General features: G+C 51.4%; 15 protein-coding genes. 9 read left to right on the top strand and 6 right to left on the bottom strand.

The genetic code is table 11. From position 1 onward, the window contains the following. Positions 1-259: 259 nt before the first annotated feature. On the bottom strand, positions 260-940 hold the full coding sequence (locus ACF8OF_RS15250; RefSeq protein WP_262859334.1) for a transglycosylase SLT domain-containing protein: 681 nt from the start codon (positions 938-940) through the stop codon (positions 260-262). A 237-nt stretch (positions 941-1,177) separates the two neighbouring features. Between ACF8OF_RS15250 and ACF8OF_RS15255 the strand changes: the two genes are divergently transcribed. The 5 genes from ACF8OF_RS15255 (at position 1,178) to ACF8OF_RS15275 (ending at position 5,769) form a co-directional block, all read left to right on the top strand. Then, entirely contained in the window at positions 1,178-2,107 is a 930-nt protein-coding gene (locus tag ACF8OF_RS15255; protein ID WP_392497076.1) for a metal ABC transporter substrate-binding protein, read from the top strand. After that, on the top strand, positions 2,104-2,988 hold the full coding sequence (locus ACF8OF_RS15260; RefSeq protein ID WP_024473275.1) for a manganese/iron ABC transporter ATP-binding protein: 885 nt from the start codon (positions 2,104-2,106) through the stop codon (positions 2,986-2,988). The genes ACF8OF_RS15255 and ACF8OF_RS15260 overlap by 4 nt, the downstream gene beginning before the upstream one ends. Then, positions 2,985-3,860, top strand: coding sequence for a metal ABC transporter permease (locus ACF8OF_RS15265; RefSeq protein WP_070579903.1), 876 nt, complete (start codon positions 2,985-2,987; stop codon positions 3,858-3,860). Before ACF8OF_RS15260 ends, ACF8OF_RS15265 begins: the two co-directional genes overlap by 4 nt. Next, entirely contained in the window at positions 3,857-4,711 is an 855-nt protein-coding gene (locus ACF8OF_RS15270) for a metal ABC transporter permease (protein WP_004235342.1), read from the top strand. Before ACF8OF_RS15265 ends, ACF8OF_RS15270 begins: the two co-directional genes overlap by 4 nt. Positions 4,712-4,905: 194 nt before the next feature. Continuing rightward, complete coding sequence (locus ACF8OF_RS15275) at positions 4,906-5,769, top strand: fructosamine kinase family protein (protein WP_025153038.1); 864 nt, start codon at positions 4,906-4,908, stop codon at positions 5,767-5,769. 70 nt (positions 5,770-5,839) lie between these two features. On the opposite strand, the gene ACF8OF_RS15280 is transcribed toward ACF8OF_RS15275, so the two are convergent. Next, complete coding sequence (locus ACF8OF_RS15280; RefSeq protein ID WP_072868450.1) at positions 5,840-6,379, bottom strand: YniB family protein; 540 nt, start codon at positions 6,377-6,379, stop codon at positions 5,840-5,842. A gap of 180 nt (positions 6,380-6,559) precedes the next feature. Between ACF8OF_RS15280 and hxpB the strand changes: the two genes are divergently transcribed. The 3 genes from hxpB (at position 6,560) to ACF8OF_RS15295 (ending at position 9,577) form a co-directional block, all read left to right on the top strand. Then, on the top strand, positions 6,560-7,225 hold the full coding sequence (hxpB, locus tag ACF8OF_RS15285; RefSeq protein ID WP_262882335.1) for a hexitol phosphatase HxpB: 666 nt from the start codon (positions 6,560-6,562) through the stop codon (positions 7,223-7,225). A gap of 165 nt (positions 7,226-7,390) precedes the next feature. Beyond that, positions 7,391-7,948, top strand: a complete 558-nt coding sequence (locus ACF8OF_RS15290; protein WP_279796517.1) for a metal-dependent hydrolase — start codon at positions 7,391-7,393, stop codon at positions 7,946-7,948. Between the two features lie 234 nt (positions 7,949-8,182). Then, the gene (locus ACF8OF_RS15295; protein WP_392497077.1) at positions 8,183-9,577 is read left to right on the top strand and encodes an L-cystine transporter; all 1,395 of its coding nucleotides are present in this window, start codon (positions 8,183-8,185) and stop codon (positions 9,575-9,577) included. Between the two features lie 74 nt (positions 9,578-9,651). Here the strand turns inward: ACF8OF_RS15295 and ACF8OF_RS15300 are convergent, their stop codons facing one another. Continuing rightward, positions 9,652-10,557 (bottom strand): alpha/beta hydrolase, encoded by a 906-nt coding sequence (locus ACF8OF_RS15300; RefSeq protein WP_279796515.1) that lies wholly within the window; start codon positions 10,555-10,557, stop codon positions 9,652-9,654. Positions 10,558-10,665: 108 nt separating this feature from the next. On the opposite strand from ACF8OF_RS15300, the gene ACF8OF_RS15305 reads away from it, so the two are divergent. After that, a complete protein-coding gene (locus tag ACF8OF_RS15305; protein ID WP_392497078.1) occupies positions 10,666-11,556 on the top strand; it encodes a LysR family transcriptional regulator in 891 nt (296 codons plus the stop codon). Positions 11,557-11,606: 50 nt separating this feature from the next. Here the strand turns inward: ACF8OF_RS15305 and htpX are convergent, their stop codons facing one another. The 3 genes from htpX to maeB all read right to left on the bottom strand — a co-directional run bounded on the left by htpX (position 11,607) and on the right by maeB (position 15,553). Beyond that, positions 11,607-12,488, bottom strand: coding sequence for a protease HtpX (htpX, locus tag ACF8OF_RS15310; RefSeq protein ID WP_262859341.1), 882 nt, complete (start codon positions 12,486-12,488; stop codon positions 11,607-11,609). Between the two features lie 342 nt (positions 12,489-12,830). Next, the gene (locus tag ACF8OF_RS15315; RefSeq protein WP_349467183.1) at positions 12,831-13,220 is read right to left on the bottom strand and encodes a VOC family protein; all 390 of its coding nucleotides are present in this window, start codon (positions 13,218-13,220) and stop codon (positions 12,831-12,833) included. Between the two features lie 53 nt (positions 13,221-13,273). After that, entirely contained in the window at positions 13,274-15,553 is a 2,280-nt protein-coding gene (gene maeB, locus ACF8OF_RS15320) for an NADP-dependent oxaloacetate-decarboxylating malate dehydrogenase (RefSeq protein WP_279796511.1), read from the bottom strand. Positions 15,554-15,675 lie beyond the last annotated feature (122 nt).

Genomic DNA, 15,675 nt, shown 5'->3' on the forward strand with positions numbered 1-15,675 from the left:
TTTGGTATTTCTCATTGCCCTGACGCTGAATCAGGGCTTTTTTTTCATTTTTTCAGCCCAACACGCAATTCCTCACACTCCCCCATTTTTTTCTTCATTATTAATGATGCAGATCGTATGCTTTTTATACACAGAAAACGGGCGTGCCATATAAAAAGGTCAGACAGATTTTTTACAGCGGGACAAATTCCGTTGCAGATTCACAGTGCAGCGCAGTATCTGCAACGGAGAAAGGGATCAGAAAGGAAAAATCAGAAGGTCAGTCTGCCATCGCCAGTGCGCGGTATGCATTTTTGACTTTCCACAGATAACGGGGAGCCTGTGATGCAGGATGTTTGCTCTGCACATGCTCATAAAACTCATCGGCAGACAATGCGTTAATTTTTTCAATCGCCAGGGCGCGATTGTTATCAAACGTACGCAGCAATGCGCCGGCACCGTTGACATAAGAGACAATCGTTGCGTAATTGAGGGTTTGCGGGTCGGTAATGCCGGCCAGATGCTGGTCACGGATAATCCGGATGTAGGTGGTACCGATGTCGATATTGGTTTGCGGATCCAGCAGTTCACGGGTGCTCGGTTCGCCGTTGCGGCCTTTCACACGGTAGGCATCGCGCCCGGCGGTTGAGGCTTTTATCTGCATCAGACCCACCGCGTTGGATGTGCTGATCACATCCGGCCGGTAAGAGGATTCCACTTCAATAATAGCGCGGATCAGTGTTTCATCGACTTCATAACGGTTGGATGCCTGACGGATAAACTGATCAAACGGCGTGACCGGATAGACCCCGCTGCCCTTTGCCGGATAGGCGGAATAATCACTGATACCGGACGATGGCGGCGTTATCCAGCCACCGGAACCGGTACGGGACTGTTTGCTGCTTCCGGAGCAGCCCGCCAACAATAATGCTAACGCAATCACACTCACAGTTTTTTTCACTCTGTTACCCTTTATCCCGCTTTCTGACGACGCTAAGAATACTGAAAACACACATAAACCAAAAGGAGTTTACTTAACTTTTACATTTTATGTGATTCATAGCATAGTGTGAATTGATCGTACTGAATGTTATAACAATATTACGGAAGTGCTTGACAATAATAAATGATATTGATAATCATTATCAATAAAGATATCCTTAGTGATTGTCACACTTTAACCAGGCAGGCTGATAAAATGAACAAAAAACAAAATACCTTTTCCCTTCCGTCCCTGACACAGATATTCCGCCATGCTGTGCTGCTGCTTACCCTGTGCGCGGTCAGCGGGTATGCCGCTGCAGCGGAGAAAAAATTTAAGGTCGTAACCACCTTCACCATTATTCAGGATATGGCGCAGAATGTGGCCGGTGATGCCGCTGTTGTGGAATCCATCACCAAACCCGGTGCCGAAATCCATGACTACCAGCCAACCCCGAAAGACATTATGCGCGCGCAGGATGCGGATCTCATCCTGTGGAACGGTCTGAATCTGGAACGCTGGTTTGAGCGCTTCTTTGAAAATTTGCAGGATGTCCCGGCGGTTGTCATTACCGACGGTATTACCCCTAATTCCATCCGCGGCGGCGCATATAATGGTAACCCGAACCCGCATGCCTGGATGTCCCCGACCAACGCACTGATGTACATCGAAAATATCCGGGCTGCACTGGTCAAACATGACCCGGCGAATGCGGAAACCTACAATAAAAACGCAGCTGAGTATGCCGCGAAAATAAAAGCACTTGATGCCCCGCTCCGTGCCCGCCTGGCCAATATCCCGGAAAATCAGCGCTGGCTGGCGACCAGTGAAGGCGCATTCAGTTATCTGGCCAATGATTACGGTTTTCAGGAAGTGTATCTGTGGCCGATTAACGCAGAAGAGCAAGGTACCCCGCAGCAAGTCCGCCACATGATTGATACCGTCCGTGAATATAAAATTCCGGTTGTATTCAGCGAAAGCACCATTTCCGACAAACCGGCTAAACAGGTCGCCAAAGAAACCGGTGCAGAATACGGCGGCGTACTGTATGTGGACTCCCTGTCTGCCGCTGACGGCCCTGTTCCGACCTATATTGATCTGCTCAATACCACTGTAGATACTATCGCCAAAGGATTTCATCAATGAGTGATCAATTCAGCAAACCACAGCTGGTTGTCGATAACGCCACTGTCACTTATAACAACGGCCATACCGCGATTTTTGATGCCAGTTTCAGCATAGAGGGCGGCTCTATCTGCGCCCTCGTCGGTATTAACGGCAGCGGTAAATCCACCCTGTTTAAAACTATTATGGGGCTGGTCACACCGACACAGGGCCGGGTGACACTGAATGATGAACCGGTGCGTGCCGCGCTGAAAAAGAATGTCATTGCCTATGTCCCGCAGACAGAAGAAGTGGACTGGAACTTTCCGGTTCTGGTCTCTGATGTGGTGATGATGGGCCGCTACGGAAAAATGGGGTTTCTGCGCATTCCCGGTAAAGAGGACAAAAAAGCTGTCGCCGATGCACTGGAACGTGTCGGCCTTACCGGGCTGGGTCACCGTCAGATAGGCGAGCTTTCCGGCGGTCAGAAAAAGCGCGTGTTTCTGGCCCGCGCGCTGGCACAAAACGGTAAAGTATTGCTGCTGGATGAGCCTTTTACCGGTGTGGATGTCAAAACAGAGAATGCCATTATCGATTTACTGCGCTCACTGCGCGAAGAGGGGCATCTGGTACTGGTCTCCACCCATAACCTCGGCAGTGTGCCGGAATTCTGCGACCATGTGATTCTGATAAACCGTACGGTGCTCGACAGCGGTCCGACCGCCACCACGTTTACCCAGAAAAACCTGGAAAAAACCTTCGGCGGTGTGCTGCGTCATATCAATCTGTCCGGACCGGATCTGCATGACGACGATGACCCGCGTTCACTGACTGTTATTACAGATGATGAACGCGCCGCTGTCTTCTACGGCCATCAGGATAATCTGACGGTGAAAACCGGCAGTAAGGAAGAGCAGCCATGACAGAGCTGTTACTTCAGCCGTTTGAATACAACTATATGGTGAAAGCCATCTGGGTGAGCGGTATTGTGGGTGCGGTGTGTGCCTTTCTGTCCGCTTACCTGATGCTCAAGGGCTGGTCACTGATGGGGGATGCCCTCTCCCACTCCGTAGTTCCCGGCGTGGCGGGGGCTTACGCGCTCGGCTTTCCCTACTCTGTCGGGGCGTTCTTCACCGGGATGCTGGCTGCCCTTTCCATGACGTTTGTCCGTCATCTGACACGGTTGCGGGAAGATGCGGTGATCGGATTTATATTTTCCACCTTCTTTGCCGCCGGTCTGCTGATCGTTTCCCTGAACCCGACCTCGGTAAATGTGCAGACCATTATTATGGGGAATATCCTCGGGATTGCCGATGAAGACATGCTGCAGGTGGAAATTATTATTGCGGTTTCTTTCCTCGTGCTGATGTTTATCTGGAAAGATCTTCTGGTGGTATTCTTTGATGAAACCCATGCCCGCTCAATCGGCCTGAACCCGCTGGCGCTGAAGATTATTTTCTTTACCCTGCTCAGTGCCTGTACTGTCGCGGCACTCCAGACAGTCGGGGCAATTCTGGTCATTGCGATGGTGATTACCCCGGGAGCCACCGCCTATCTGCTGACCGATCAGTTTAAAAAGCTGCTGATTATCGCCGTTGTTTTAGGGGCGGTCACCAGCAGTGCCGGTGCCTATATCAGTTATTTTCTGAACGGTGCGACCGGCGGCATGATTGTGACCTTACAGACTATTGTTTTCCTGATTGCCTTCTTCTTCGCACCAAAACACGGCATGCTCTCTGCCCGCCGCCGGGCCCGCCGTGAATCAGCAAAACTGCGTCAGGAGGCAAACTCATGAGTGATTTTCTGACCTCTCTGTTTATTGACCCGTTTGCCTTTCCGTTTATGCAGCGGGCTATGTTTGCCGCTATTCTGACCGGCGCGGTCTGTGCTGTTCTCTCCTGCTTTCTGGTACTCAAAGGCTGGTCACTGATGGGGGATGCGATTTCCCATGCGGTCCTGCCGGGTATTGTACTGGCCTTCGTGATGGGCATTCCGCTGATTATCGGTGCATTTGTATCGGGGCTTTTCTGTGCTTTTGCCACCGGTTACCTGAAAGAACACAGCCGGATCAAAGAAGATACCGTCATGGGGATTGTGTTCTCCGGTATGTTTGCCCTCGGTCTTGTGCTGTTCACCCGCATTGATACCGAACAACACCTGACACACATTCTGTTCGGCAACATCCTCGGAATCACTCAGGCTGAGCTGCGTCAGACCCTGATTATCGCGGGGCTGACCATGGTGGTACTGATGGTGAAATACAAAGATTTCATGCTGTACTGCTTTGATCCCAACCAGGCCCGGGTTATCGGTCTGCCGGTACGTATGCTGCACTACGGGCTGTTATCACTGCTGGCACTGACTATCGTCGCCTCACTCCAGGCGGTCGGGATTATACTGGTGATCGCCATGCTTATTTCACCGGGTATCATCGCCTTCCTGCTGTGCCGCAGCTTCGGCAAAATGATTCTGGTGGCGATTCTGGTCTCTGTCAGCTCCAGCTATATCGGTACTGTCGTCAGCTTCCATATCGACGGCGCTACCGGTGCCTGTATTGTGCTGGTACAGGCACTCTATTTTGTGCTGGCACTGATTTATAACCAGTTACGGTTATCTGCCCTCAAACGCCGCAGACAGGTTGCCTGACCTTCTGCATCACGGGGGATATTCTGTCACCGGGATATCCCCCGCTTCCGGACTCTTCCGAAACAGCCATCCGTTTTTGTCCTTTTCTGTCTTTCCCTGCGCTTACTGTGTAATTTGTGTGAGATGTCCGCTTTTTTCTTTTATTTTCCGGCGGTAAGATAGAGTAACTGATAGACGGCTTAGTGAGGTGGCTCATGTGGCAGGCAGCAGGGCGTATACTCAGTGAACATTTCGGCGAACACTCGTTCTCTGACAAGAAACAACTCGATGGCGGTGAAATCCACCGTTCCCGGAGTGCCCGTTACGGCGATCATCCGGTTTTTATCAAATATAACCGGCGTGACATGTTGCAGGTATTCAAAACCGAGGCGGAGCAGCTTGATGCTCTCAGCCGCAGCCATACACTGACAACCCCCGCCGTTTATGGTGTCGGGTCGACAAAAGAGTTCAGCTTCCTGATTATGGAATATCTGCCGCTGAAGCCTTTTGATTCCCATTCCGCCTATATGTTCGGGCAACAGCTGGCGCGTCTGCACCAGTGGCATGAGCAACCCCGTTACGGTTTCGATGACGATAACCTGCTGGGTACCAATCCTCAGCCGAATGCCTGGGATAAAAAATGGGCGTCTTTCTTTGCTGAAAAGCGCATCGGCTGGCAGTTACAGCTGGCGAAAGAGAAAGGCATCATTTTCGGTGATATTGACAGCATTATCCGGCGTGTACAGCAAAAACTGTCTGACCACCAGCCGCAGCCCTCTTTGCTGCACGGTGATCTGTGGCCGTCAAACTGTGCGGCGGTGGCTGACGGCGGCACTGTCGCATTTGATCCCGCGTGTTACTGGGGAGATCGCGAGTGTGATCTGGCGATGCTCTCTTTTTTCCCTGAGCTGCCGATGCAAATCCTCGACGGCTATCAGCAGGTCTGGCCGCTGGACAGTGGTTTCTTAGAGCGCCAGCCGCTGTATCAGCTCTATTACCAGCTTCACCGCAGCCATTTGTTTGGTGATCGTTATTATCAGAGCGCACAGGCAATTATTGACGATATTCTCGCCGGTTAGTCCCTGTTTTGCCGATAAAAAAATACCCCGTCAGAGACTCTGCGGGGTATTTTTATTCCGGCTGTTCTGCTTACCAGTTAAGAAACTTAATTAAGAACCACGCAATCGCGCCGATAAACACCGGCAGCACATACAGCACAAAAATCTGCCGGAAAATAGTGTGATTCGGAATCCGTATTTTGGCGATTAAATCCGCCGGTGTTTTTCCGCTCTCTCTGGCATTTTCAATAATGGCCTGATCTTCAATATTCTCGCGGATAAACTTTACCTGCCGGGACATGCGGATACCGGATGCACTCAGCGCCAGCCCCACAAACATCAGGATATAAATCAGTAAAAAACTCAGATTGTGGCCTTCAAAACCGAGTAATTTATCCGGTACAGGGGAGTTATTCCAGAATGTGTTCAGAAACGGTGTATTCACACGGATCATTTCCGTCACCACATTAATAAAATCCCCGATAACGGCATTAATTTTATCACTGCCGGTACTCTGCTGATGAGCCAGTTTCAGTAACGAAACAAGGGTTGAGATCAGAGCCGGAATAAAAACCACCCAGCCTGCCACCCGTTTAAATACAGCAACCCAGCGTGCCTGTTGCAGCGTCATGCGCTTTCCTCATTTAATTTTTTCCCTGTCATCATAGCGCAGAAATCAGAAGAAGATCATTATCATTATTCCGGACATTTTTACCCCGGAAATGATTAAGTCACTTAATGAACTCTCCGCCCCGGCTTGTTACAATCAGAGCGGGTTTTCATTCATTGCAGGATCTCAGGAGCATACACTATGTCCCACGCCTTACCGGTACAGGCCGCTATTTTTGATATGGATGGTTTACTGATTGATTCCGAGCCGTTCTGGCTTCAGAGCGAAAATCAGGTTTTCAGCAGCATCGGCCTGGATATGTCACTGCGGGATAAACTGCCCGATATGCTGGGTCTGCGTATCGACCAGGTCGTGGAGCTGTGGTATCAGGTTTCGCCATGGCAGACACCGTCTAAAGAAGATGTCATCCAGCGGATTATTGATTCCACGATTGCCATGGTGAAAAAAGAGCGTCCGCTCCTGCCCGGAGTGGAACATGCCCTGTCCCTGTGTCAGTCACAGGGACTGAAAATCGCCCTGGCGTCCGCCTCCCCGCTCTATATGCTGGAATCCGTGCTGGAGATGTTTAACATCCGCCATTATTTCGATGCCGTGGTATCTGCCGGTGATCTGCCTTACAGCAAGCCGCATCCGCAGGTGTATCTGAATGCAGCTGAAGCGCTGGGCGTTCCGCCGGTACAGTGTGTTGCGCTGGAAGATTCGGTTAATGGCATGATTGCCTGTAAAGCCGCCCGCATGCGCTCCATTGTGGTACCCGCCGCTGAAATGGCCGCCGACCCGCGCTGGTCACTGGCAGATTACCGCCTGTCATCACTCAGTGAACTGACCGCAGCCATGGTCAGCTGATTATTTTTGTGGCGGGAAATATCCCGCCCTGCTCCGTTAGTGGAATATTCCGGAGTTATTCATTAATAAATAAGCCTTTTTCTTTATTACCCTCTGGTCGGGCGTCATAAAAGACTTTATACTGTAACACTGTATAAATAAACACCTGAGTATTTACCCGGTATCATGACGGCTGAGGGTCACCTGCTTTTCTCTGTCGCTTCTGTAGTGATGGTTCACCAGCTTCAGATTTCGCCTGATATCAGTCAGGGGGACTGGCTGCACCTGATCCCCGGCGCTCTCGCCGGCGCACTTCTGCCGGATATTGACCATCCGAAATCCATGCTGGGGCAATGGGTCCGCTTTATTTCTGTACCAATCTCCCGCCTGTGCGGGCACCGGGGTTTCACGCACAGCCTGCTGGCTATTCTGATCGGCATTATTCTGTTCCGCACACAACTTCCGGTCAGCTGGTCTGTCCCGGCGGATTTTTATCAGGCGGTCATTGTCGGGTATCTCAGCCATCTGGCCGGGGATATGCTGACCACCGCGGGGATCCCGTTGTTATGGCCGGTACGCTGGCGCTTCTGTATTCCGCTGCTGGGCAGTAAAGCCAATAAGCGGGCAGAACGCAGTGTGGCGCTGATTGTGCTGGTGGCCTCGTTCTATCTGCCTGCACACTGGGAAGTCTGGTGGGATCATCTGCGGGAGCTGGTGCTGACTCAGATAACAGCCCGGCTATAAGTAATTCATTTTATATAACCAGAAGATATTGAAAATAGTCTGTTTAGTGACTACTCATGCCAAATCAGTCCCTGTGATCTATAATATAGCTATAAATAATTCAGATTCGTTATAAGTGATGCAGAAAACTCCTGTTAATCTATAACGCATCTTTTACAGTTTCAGCATCGCCATAACTGTATACGATGCAGTCAACACACTATAACAACATACCAACAGGTATCGGAGACCGGGATGAATTTTCCATTAATCAGCAATCTCGCTATATTCGTTATTCTGCTGCTGGTGCTGATGAAGCTCTGCAGCAATAAGGACTGGAGTCTGTCCAAAAAAGTACTCACCGGTCTGGTGATCGGTGTTCTGTTCGGCCTCGGGCTGAATGCATTCTACGGGACAGAAAATGACGCGGTAAAACAGGCCCTGCCATGGTTTGATATTGTCGGTAACGGCTATGTGAAGCTGTTACAGATGGTGATTATGCCACTGGTCTTCGCGTCTATTCTCAGCGCAGTTGCCCGTCTGCACCAGGCATCTTCACTGGGTAAAATCAGCGTGCTGACGATCGGCACCCTGCTGATCACCACGGCAATTGCCGCCTTAATCGGTATTCTGATCACCCTCGCTTTCGGCCTGACGGCAGACGGTCTGATCCAGGGCGTGAAAGAAACCGCACGTCTGACCCAGCTGGAATCCCAATATGCCGGCAAAGTGTCTGACCTGACCCTGCCGCAGCTGATCCTGTCCTTTATTCCGAAAAACCCGTTTGCTGACCTGACCGGTGCTAACCCGACCTCCATCATCAGCGTGGTGATTTTTGCCGCCTTTATGGGTGTGGCAGCACTTCAGCTGATTAAAGACAACGAAGAGCGCGGTGCCAAAGTGCTCAGCGCGATTGATATCCTGCAGGCGTGGGTGATGAAACTGGTGCGTCTGGTGATGCGCTTTACCCCGTACGGCGTGTTTGCCCTGATGACCAAAGTGGTTGCCGGTTCAAACATTCAGGACATCATTAAATTAGGAACTTTCGTTGTTGCTTCTTATATTGCGATTCTGCTGATGTTTGTGGTTCACGGTCTGATTGTCGGTATTGCCGGTATCAACCCGCTGCGTTTCTTCCGCAAAATCGCGCCGGTACTGACCTTCGCTTTTACCAGCCGTTCAAGTGCAGCCAGTATTCCGCTGAGTGTGGAGGCACAGACACGCCGTATCGGTATTCCTGACTCTATTGCCGGGTTCGCGGCTTCCTTCGGAACCACCATCGGCCAGAACGGTTGTGCGGGGATTTACCCGGCCATGCTGGCGGTGATGGTTGCCCCGACAGTGGGTATCAACCCGTTTGATCCGCTGTGGATTGCCACGCTGGTCGGTATTGTGGCCGTCAGTTCTGCCGGTGTTGCCGGTGTCGGCGGCGGTGCGACTTTCGCAGCACTGATTGTCCTGCCTGCCATGGGTCTGCCGGTCACCCTGGTTGCACTGCTGATCTCTGTCGAGCCGCTGATTGATATGGGCCGTACCGCACTGAACGTCAGTGGTTCCATGACCGCCGGGACAGTCACCAGCCAGATCCTGGGTCAGACAGACAAAACCCTGTTTAATAATGATAACGACGAAGATTTGCAGCAGGGATAATATCCCGCCGCTGATTATCGTCAGATAACAGAAAGCCCGTATTCAGAATATGAATACGGGCTTTTTACTTTATATTATAATGCCTTGTGCATAAACGGGACCAGCTGACTGACAGCCTGAGTCACATAATCCGGTTGGTCGTACATTGCAATATGGGTTGCGCCGTCAACCACATATAACGTTTTATTCTCTGATGCTGCCTTCTGATAAATTTTTTCTGATAACCAGCGTGTTCCGGCTTCACTTCCCGCAATCACCAGCAGAGGCTGTGTCAAAAAAATATCTGCATGATTAAAGGCATCATAAGTGATCAGTTGTGCCAGGCTGCGTGTGGTAATTTTTCCGGGCGCATTAGAATGCATTGCCCGCACAGTATGATAATAATCATATGCTTCTGCCAGATCCGGTTCCTGCTGTTCCGGGACTAAAGCCGGAATGGTCGGCAGATACCCTGTTGCCTCACCTTTTGCTTCCGCATTCCGCTGTTCAGCCGCCAGTTGCAGCAACCCGGCAGTTTGTTCCGGTGTCTGGTCGCCCCGCCAGCCGTAACGGTACATGTCACCGTAATTAACCGCACTGATAGTTCCCGCTGCTTTAATCCGGTGATCAATCATTGCCGCATGAATCGCATAGCCGCCTCCGGCACAAATTCCCGTTACACCGATGCGATTTTCATCAATGAACGGTCGGGTCACCAGATAATCCACCGCCGCACTGATATCCTCTGTACGGATGTACGGATTTTCAAGGTGACGCGGTTCTCCGCTGCTTTCCCCCTGGTATGATGCGTCAAAGGCCAGCGTGATAAAACCATGCTCCGCCAGTTTTTCTGCGTACAGACCGGCAGTCTGCTCTTTTACCCCGCCGCCGGGATGAACCATGATAATCGCCGGATAACGACGTGACGCATCAAAATCTGCCGGGAAACGAAGATTTCCGGCTATCTCAATATTGGCATTCATAAACCTGACTGGTGTCATTGCAGTGTCCTCTGATTACAAAAAGTAAGTGCAAAACAGCATAGCGCCGGATAATTACCCTGATTAGACGCTATAATATGATTTCGGCTATAAGCAAGGCTTATAAATATGAAAGAGAACCTTAATGATTTGCAGATTTTCCTGATGGTTGTCCGTCAGGGCAGTTTTACCCGGGCCGCGGTTCAGGCCGGCACATCACAATCCGCAGTAAGTCAGACCATCAATAATCTGGAACAGCGTCTGCAACTGAAACTGCTGAACAGAACCACCCGAAGTCTGACGCTGACAGAGGCCGGTGAGCGGCTGATTGACCTGATTGCACCGGCAATGGCTGAGATTACGGACGGACTGGCACAATTGGCGGAACTGCGGGAAAAACCGGCCGGGACAGTCAGGATTTCTGCTGATGAGTATGCTGTACAGCAGGTTTTGTGGCCTGCACTGATGCCGGTACTGAAAAAATATCCGGAAATCCGTCTGGAACTGATCACGGATTACGGTCTGGTGGATATCGCCGGAGAACGGTTTGATGCCGGTGTGCGCCGGGGCGGACTGATTGCCGGGGATATGATAGCGGTCCCGATCAGCGGGGAAAACCCGATGGCACTGGTGGTATCACCGGAATGCGCCGCCGCGCATACCGCACCGGTGATACCGGAGGATTTGCTCACCCTGCCCTGTATCAATCTGCGCTTACCGACTCACGGAGAAAATTTTTCCTGGGTTTTTGTCAGAAACCACCGGGAGCAAAAACTGCGGGTCAGCGGACAACTGGTGGTCAGCAGCATTAACCAGGCGCTCAGTGCCTGCCTTGCCGGTTACGGGTTTGCGTATCTGCCGCGGCAACTGGTCAGCCCGCATATTGCCGCCGGAGAGTTACTGAGTATGCTGGATGAATGTTGTATCACCTACCCTGAATATTATCTCTATTATACCAGCCGCCTGAAATCCTCTGCCGCTTTCGACATCATCGCTGACGCACTCAGCAAACGGAGATAAAAAAGGCCGTAACACCCTGTGTTACAGCCTTTTTGCCATGGTGTCTGAGATTAATTCAGAAATTCACCGCTGCGCAGTGCTTCAATGCGCTTATCCAGCGGCGGATGTGATAAAAACAGTTCACTGAATGATTTATTGCGGCCGTTGATGCAAAACGCCATCATGCTGCCCTCTTCCTGTGGTTCATAGCTGGTTTTCAGGCGCTGCAGTGCGGCGATCATCTTCTCGCGGCCTACCAGTTTTGCGGAACCCGCATCCGCATAGAATTCACGGCGGCGTGAGAACCACATGGTGATAATGCTGGCCAGAATGCCGAACACAATTTCCAGTACCATCGATACCGCGAAATAAATCATCGGGTTGCCCTGATTGCCGGCGTTTTCGTCATTGTTGTTTGACATAAAACCTGCCGCCAGTTGTGCCAGAATACGGGAAATAAAGATAACAAAGGTGTTTACCACGCCCTGTAACAGCGTCATGGTCACCATGTCACCATTCGCGATATGGCTGATCTCATGGGCGATCACCGCCTCCGCCTCATCGCGGCTCATATTTTCCAGTAACCCGGAACTGACCGCTACCAGTGACGCATCACGGCGCGCGCCGGTTGCAAAGGCGTTAATGTCCGGTGCGTGGTAAATCGCCACTTCCGGCATGCCGATACCGGCCTGCTGTGCCTGACGGCGTACCGTCTCCATCAGCCAGTACTCCGTCTGAGTGGACGGATTGGTGATCACCTGCCCGCCGACAGAGCGCAGCGCCATCCATTTTGACATCAGCAGAGACACAAATGCGCCGCCGAAGCCAAATAACCCTGCCATAATCATCAGTCCGGTCACACTTCGGCTCTGAACGCCGGTCAGCGACAGAATAATGCCGAAGACGACCATTACGGCCAGGTTTGTGAGTAAAAATAATGCAATTCGCATCATATCAGTATGATCCTTTAAATAGTGTGCCCATCATATGCCTCAGAAAATAGGGGCATTTTGCCACATTTCAAGGCTTTTTAACCAAATAACTTTAATTATTAAACAACTTTACACTTAATTTTAATAAAGTGATCTTTTGCTGTTTTGTGCGGTTTGGCTTTCTGTGCAGATAATCAGCGTTTTTTATTAAAAAAACACTTTACTTTTTAAATGGGAAAAATTATCATTCTCGCTGTAGATACCTGAGTAAATTACTAAGGTATTGGCAAACGACATTGCTCACATTGCTTCCAGTATTTCGAAGTTTCTCAGCCAGCCATCGCGCTGGCTTTTTTTTATCCGTCAGCGGGCATAAAACTCCACCGGCAGATTATCCGGGTCAAAACAGAAGAAAAAGGATTTACCGGTAAATTCATCCGTGCGAATGCTGTCACAACGGATACCGCAGTGTTTCAGGTGTGTTTCCCATGCGGTCAGATCCTGCACTGCAAATGCCAGATGGCGCAGACCGCAGGCTTCCGGTTGTGATACGCGGGGCGGGCTTGCCGGAAAGGTAAAGAGCTCCAGCAGATACTCCCCGTTCAGCGCCAGATCCACCTTGTAAGAATCCCGTTCCGCGCGGTAATGTTCACTGAGCACCGTCAATCCCAGCACATCACAATAAAATGCCAGACTGGCCGTGAGGTCAGAAGCAATCACCGCAATATGATCCACTTTTTCAATCTTCAGCATATCTTTCCTGTATAACGCCCCGTTACCGGAGCGTTTGATTTACATGCTTTGTTTTACAACGGCTGAGTCTGTGCTTCCACCGCCGCCAGCGCCACCATGTTGACGATACGCCGCACGGAGGAGATAGACGTCAGAATATGCACCGGTTTATTAATCCCCATCAGTACAGGACCAACCGTCACCCCTTCCGAGGTCGTCACCCGCAGCAGATTATAGCTGATACGGGCCGCTTCCCCGTTCGGCATGATCAGCAGGTTTGCCGCGCCTTTCAGCGGGCTGTCCGGCATCAGATCACGGCGGATAGCCTCCACCAGCGCCGCATCACCGTGCATTTCCCCGTCAATTTCCAGTGACGGTTCCCGCTCGCGGATCAGCGCCAGGGTATCGCGCATTTTTTCTGCGGACGGTGACGGACAGGAACCGAAGCTGGAACGGGATAACAGCGCGACTTTCGGCTCAATACCGAACCGGCGCACCGCAGCCGCCGCCATCAGCGTGATCTCCGCCAGTTGTTCTGCGGTCGGATCATCATGCACATAGGTATCCGCGATAAACGTGTTCCCCGTTGGCAGACTGAGTGCATTCATCGCGCCCGCCGTGTGCACACCGTCATGGAAACCAAACACATTTTCCACAATCCGGTAATGATCATGATAATCACCGATTATCCCGCAAATCATGCCGTCCGCCTCGCCACGGTGTACCATGATGGCACCGATGCTGGTCGGGTTAGTGATAATAGCGCGGCGGGCCTGTTCCTGGGTCACGCCCTTACGCTTCATCAGCTGATAATATTCCTGCCAGTATTCAGCAAAACGCGGATCACTTTCATTGTTAACGATTTCAAAATCCTGACCCGGCACAATCTGCAGTCCCAGTTTTTTGATTCGCATTTCAATCACATCCGGGCGGCCAATCAGAACAGGATACGCCAGCCCCATGCTGACCAGTTCCTGAGTCGCATGCAGTATGCGCGGTTCTTCCCCTTCAGCCAGCACGATGCGTTTGCGGTCTTTGCGTGCCATAGAGAAAATCGGCTTCATAAACAGCGTGGTTTTGTAGACAAACTCATTGAGGTGTTCCAGGTAGACACTGAAATCCTCAATCGGACGTGTCGCCACGCCGGTTTCCATTGCTGCTTTTGCCACTGCCGGGGCAATTTTCAGGATAAGGCGCGGATCAAACGGTTTCGGGATAATATATTCACGCCCGAAAGAGAGTTCCTGACCACCGTAAGCGGAGGCGACCTGTTCGCTCTGCTCTGCCAGCGCCAGATCCGCAATCGCCTTCACGCAGGCCAGTTTCATCTCTTCATTAATTGCTGTTGCGCCGACATCCAGCGCGCCGCGGAAAATGAACGGGAAGCAGAGCACGTTGTTGACCTGGTTCGGGTAATCTGAACGCCCGGTGCAGATAATGGCATCCGGACGGACAGCCAGTGCCAGCGGCGGCAGGATTTCCGGTTCCGGATTGGCCAGTGCCAGGATCAGCGGGTCACGCGCCATACCTTTGACCATCTCCGGTGTCAGCACGCCCGGGCCGGAACAACCGAGGAAAATATCCGCGCCCGGCATCGCATCCGCCAGGGTGCGCATGCCGTTGTCGTCAATAGCATAAGCCGCTTTGGTTTCCGCCATATTGGCTTCGCGGCCTTTATAGATAACCCCTTTGGAATCACAGACAATAATATTGTCGCGTTTCAGTCCCAGCAGCACCATCAGGTTCATACAGGCTACAGATGCAGCCCCGGCACCGGAGACCACCAGACGAACATCGCCGATTGCCTTGTTAACAATGCGCAATCCGTTAAGAACCGCAGCGGTACTGATAATCGCGGTACCGTGCTGGTCATCATGGAAGACCGGAATTTTCATGCGTTCACGCAGTTTCTTTTCAATATAGAAACATTCCGGTGCTTTGATATCTTCGAGGTTGATGCCGCCGAATGTCGGTTCAAGGGAGGCGATGATATCCACCAGTTTGTCCGGATCGGTTTCATTGACTTCAATATCAAAAACATCCACGCCGGAGAATTTTTTAAATAAAACTCCCTTTCCTTCCATCACCGGCTTACCGGCCAGCGCCCCGATATTACCGAGGCCAAGCACCGCTGTGCCGTTGGAGATAACGGCGACCAGATTACCTTTGGCGGTATATTTGTAAGCCGCCAGCGGATCATCCGCAATAGCCAGACAGGGAGCCGCAACCCCCGGTGAATAGGCCAGTGCCAGATCACGCTGGGTGGTCAGCGGTTTGGTCGGGGTAACGGTAATTTTACCGGGAGACGGAAACTGATGAAACTCAAGGGCACTTTGTTTTAATTGTTCGTCCATTTCAGGATCCTTTACAGGCATTAATAACAGGGTCAGGGCGGGTCAGCGGCGTAAGATCTGCCGCCGTCCACGTTATTCAGCGCTACATAAACAGTATACTGATAAACAGCGGAATAGTGAAA

This window comes from Morganella sp. TYF_1, from assembly GCF_043105645.1.
Taxonomy (GTDB): domain Bacteria; phylum Pseudomonadota; class Gammaproteobacteria; order Enterobacterales; family Enterobacteriaceae; genus Morganella; species Morganella morganii_B.

What these genes read in the sequence shown, in the direction of transcription:
- ACF8OF_RS15260 (WP_024473275.1), top strand. Translation starts at nt 2,104, where the DNA reads ATGAGTGATCAATTCAGCAAACCACAGCTGGTTGTCGATAACGCCACT.
- ACF8OF_RS15275 (WP_025153038.1), top strand. Translation starts at nt 4,906, where the DNA reads ATGTGGCAGGCAGCAGGGCGTATACTCAGTGAACATTTCGGCGAACAC.
- htpX (WP_262859341.1), bottom strand. Translation starts at nt 12,488, where the DNA reads ATGATGCGAATTGCATTATTTTTACTCACAAACCTGGCCGTAATGGTC.
- ACF8OF_RS15300 (WP_279796515.1), bottom strand. Translation starts at nt 10,557, where the DNA reads ATGACACCAGTCAGGTTTATGAATGCCAATATTGAGATAGCCGGAAAT.
- ACF8OF_RS15290 (WP_279796517.1), top strand. Translation starts at nt 7,391, where the DNA reads ATGACGGCTGAGGGTCACCTGCTTTTCTCTGTCGCTTCTGTAGTGATG.
- ACF8OF_RS15265 (WP_070579903.1), top strand. Translation starts at nt 2,985, where the DNA reads ATGACAGAGCTGTTACTTCAGCCGTTTGAATACAACTATATGGTGAAA.
- ACF8OF_RS15315 (WP_349467183.1), bottom strand. Translation starts at nt 13,220, where the DNA reads ATGCTGAAGATTGAAAAAGTGGATCATATTGCGGTGATTGCTTCTGAC.
- ACF8OF_RS15270 (WP_004235342.1), top strand. Translation starts at nt 3,857, where the DNA reads ATGAGTGATTTTCTGACCTCTCTGTTTATTGACCCGTTTGCCTTTCCG.
- hxpB (WP_262882335.1), top strand. Translation starts at nt 6,560, where the DNA reads ATGTCCCACGCCTTACCGGTACAGGCCGCTATTTTTGATATGGATGGT.
- ACF8OF_RS15295 (WP_392497077.1), top strand. Translation starts at nt 8,183, where the DNA reads ATGAATTTTCCATTAATCAGCAATCTCGCTATATTCGTTATTCTGCTG.
- ACF8OF_RS15305 (WP_392497078.1), top strand. Translation starts at nt 10,666, where the DNA reads ATGAAAGAGAACCTTAATGATTTGCAGATTTTCCTGATGGTTGTCCGT.
- maeB (WP_279796511.1), bottom strand. Translation starts at nt 15,553, where the DNA reads ATGGACGAACAATTAAAACAAAGTGCCCTTGAGTTTCATCAGTTTCCG.
- ACF8OF_RS15280 (WP_072868450.1), bottom strand. Translation starts at nt 6,379, where the DNA reads ATGACGCTGCAACAGGCACGCTGGGTTGCTGTATTTAAACGGGTGGCA.
- ACF8OF_RS15255 (WP_392497076.1), top strand. Translation starts at nt 1,178, where the DNA reads ATGAACAAAAAACAAAATACCTTTTCCCTTCCGTCCCTGACACAGATA.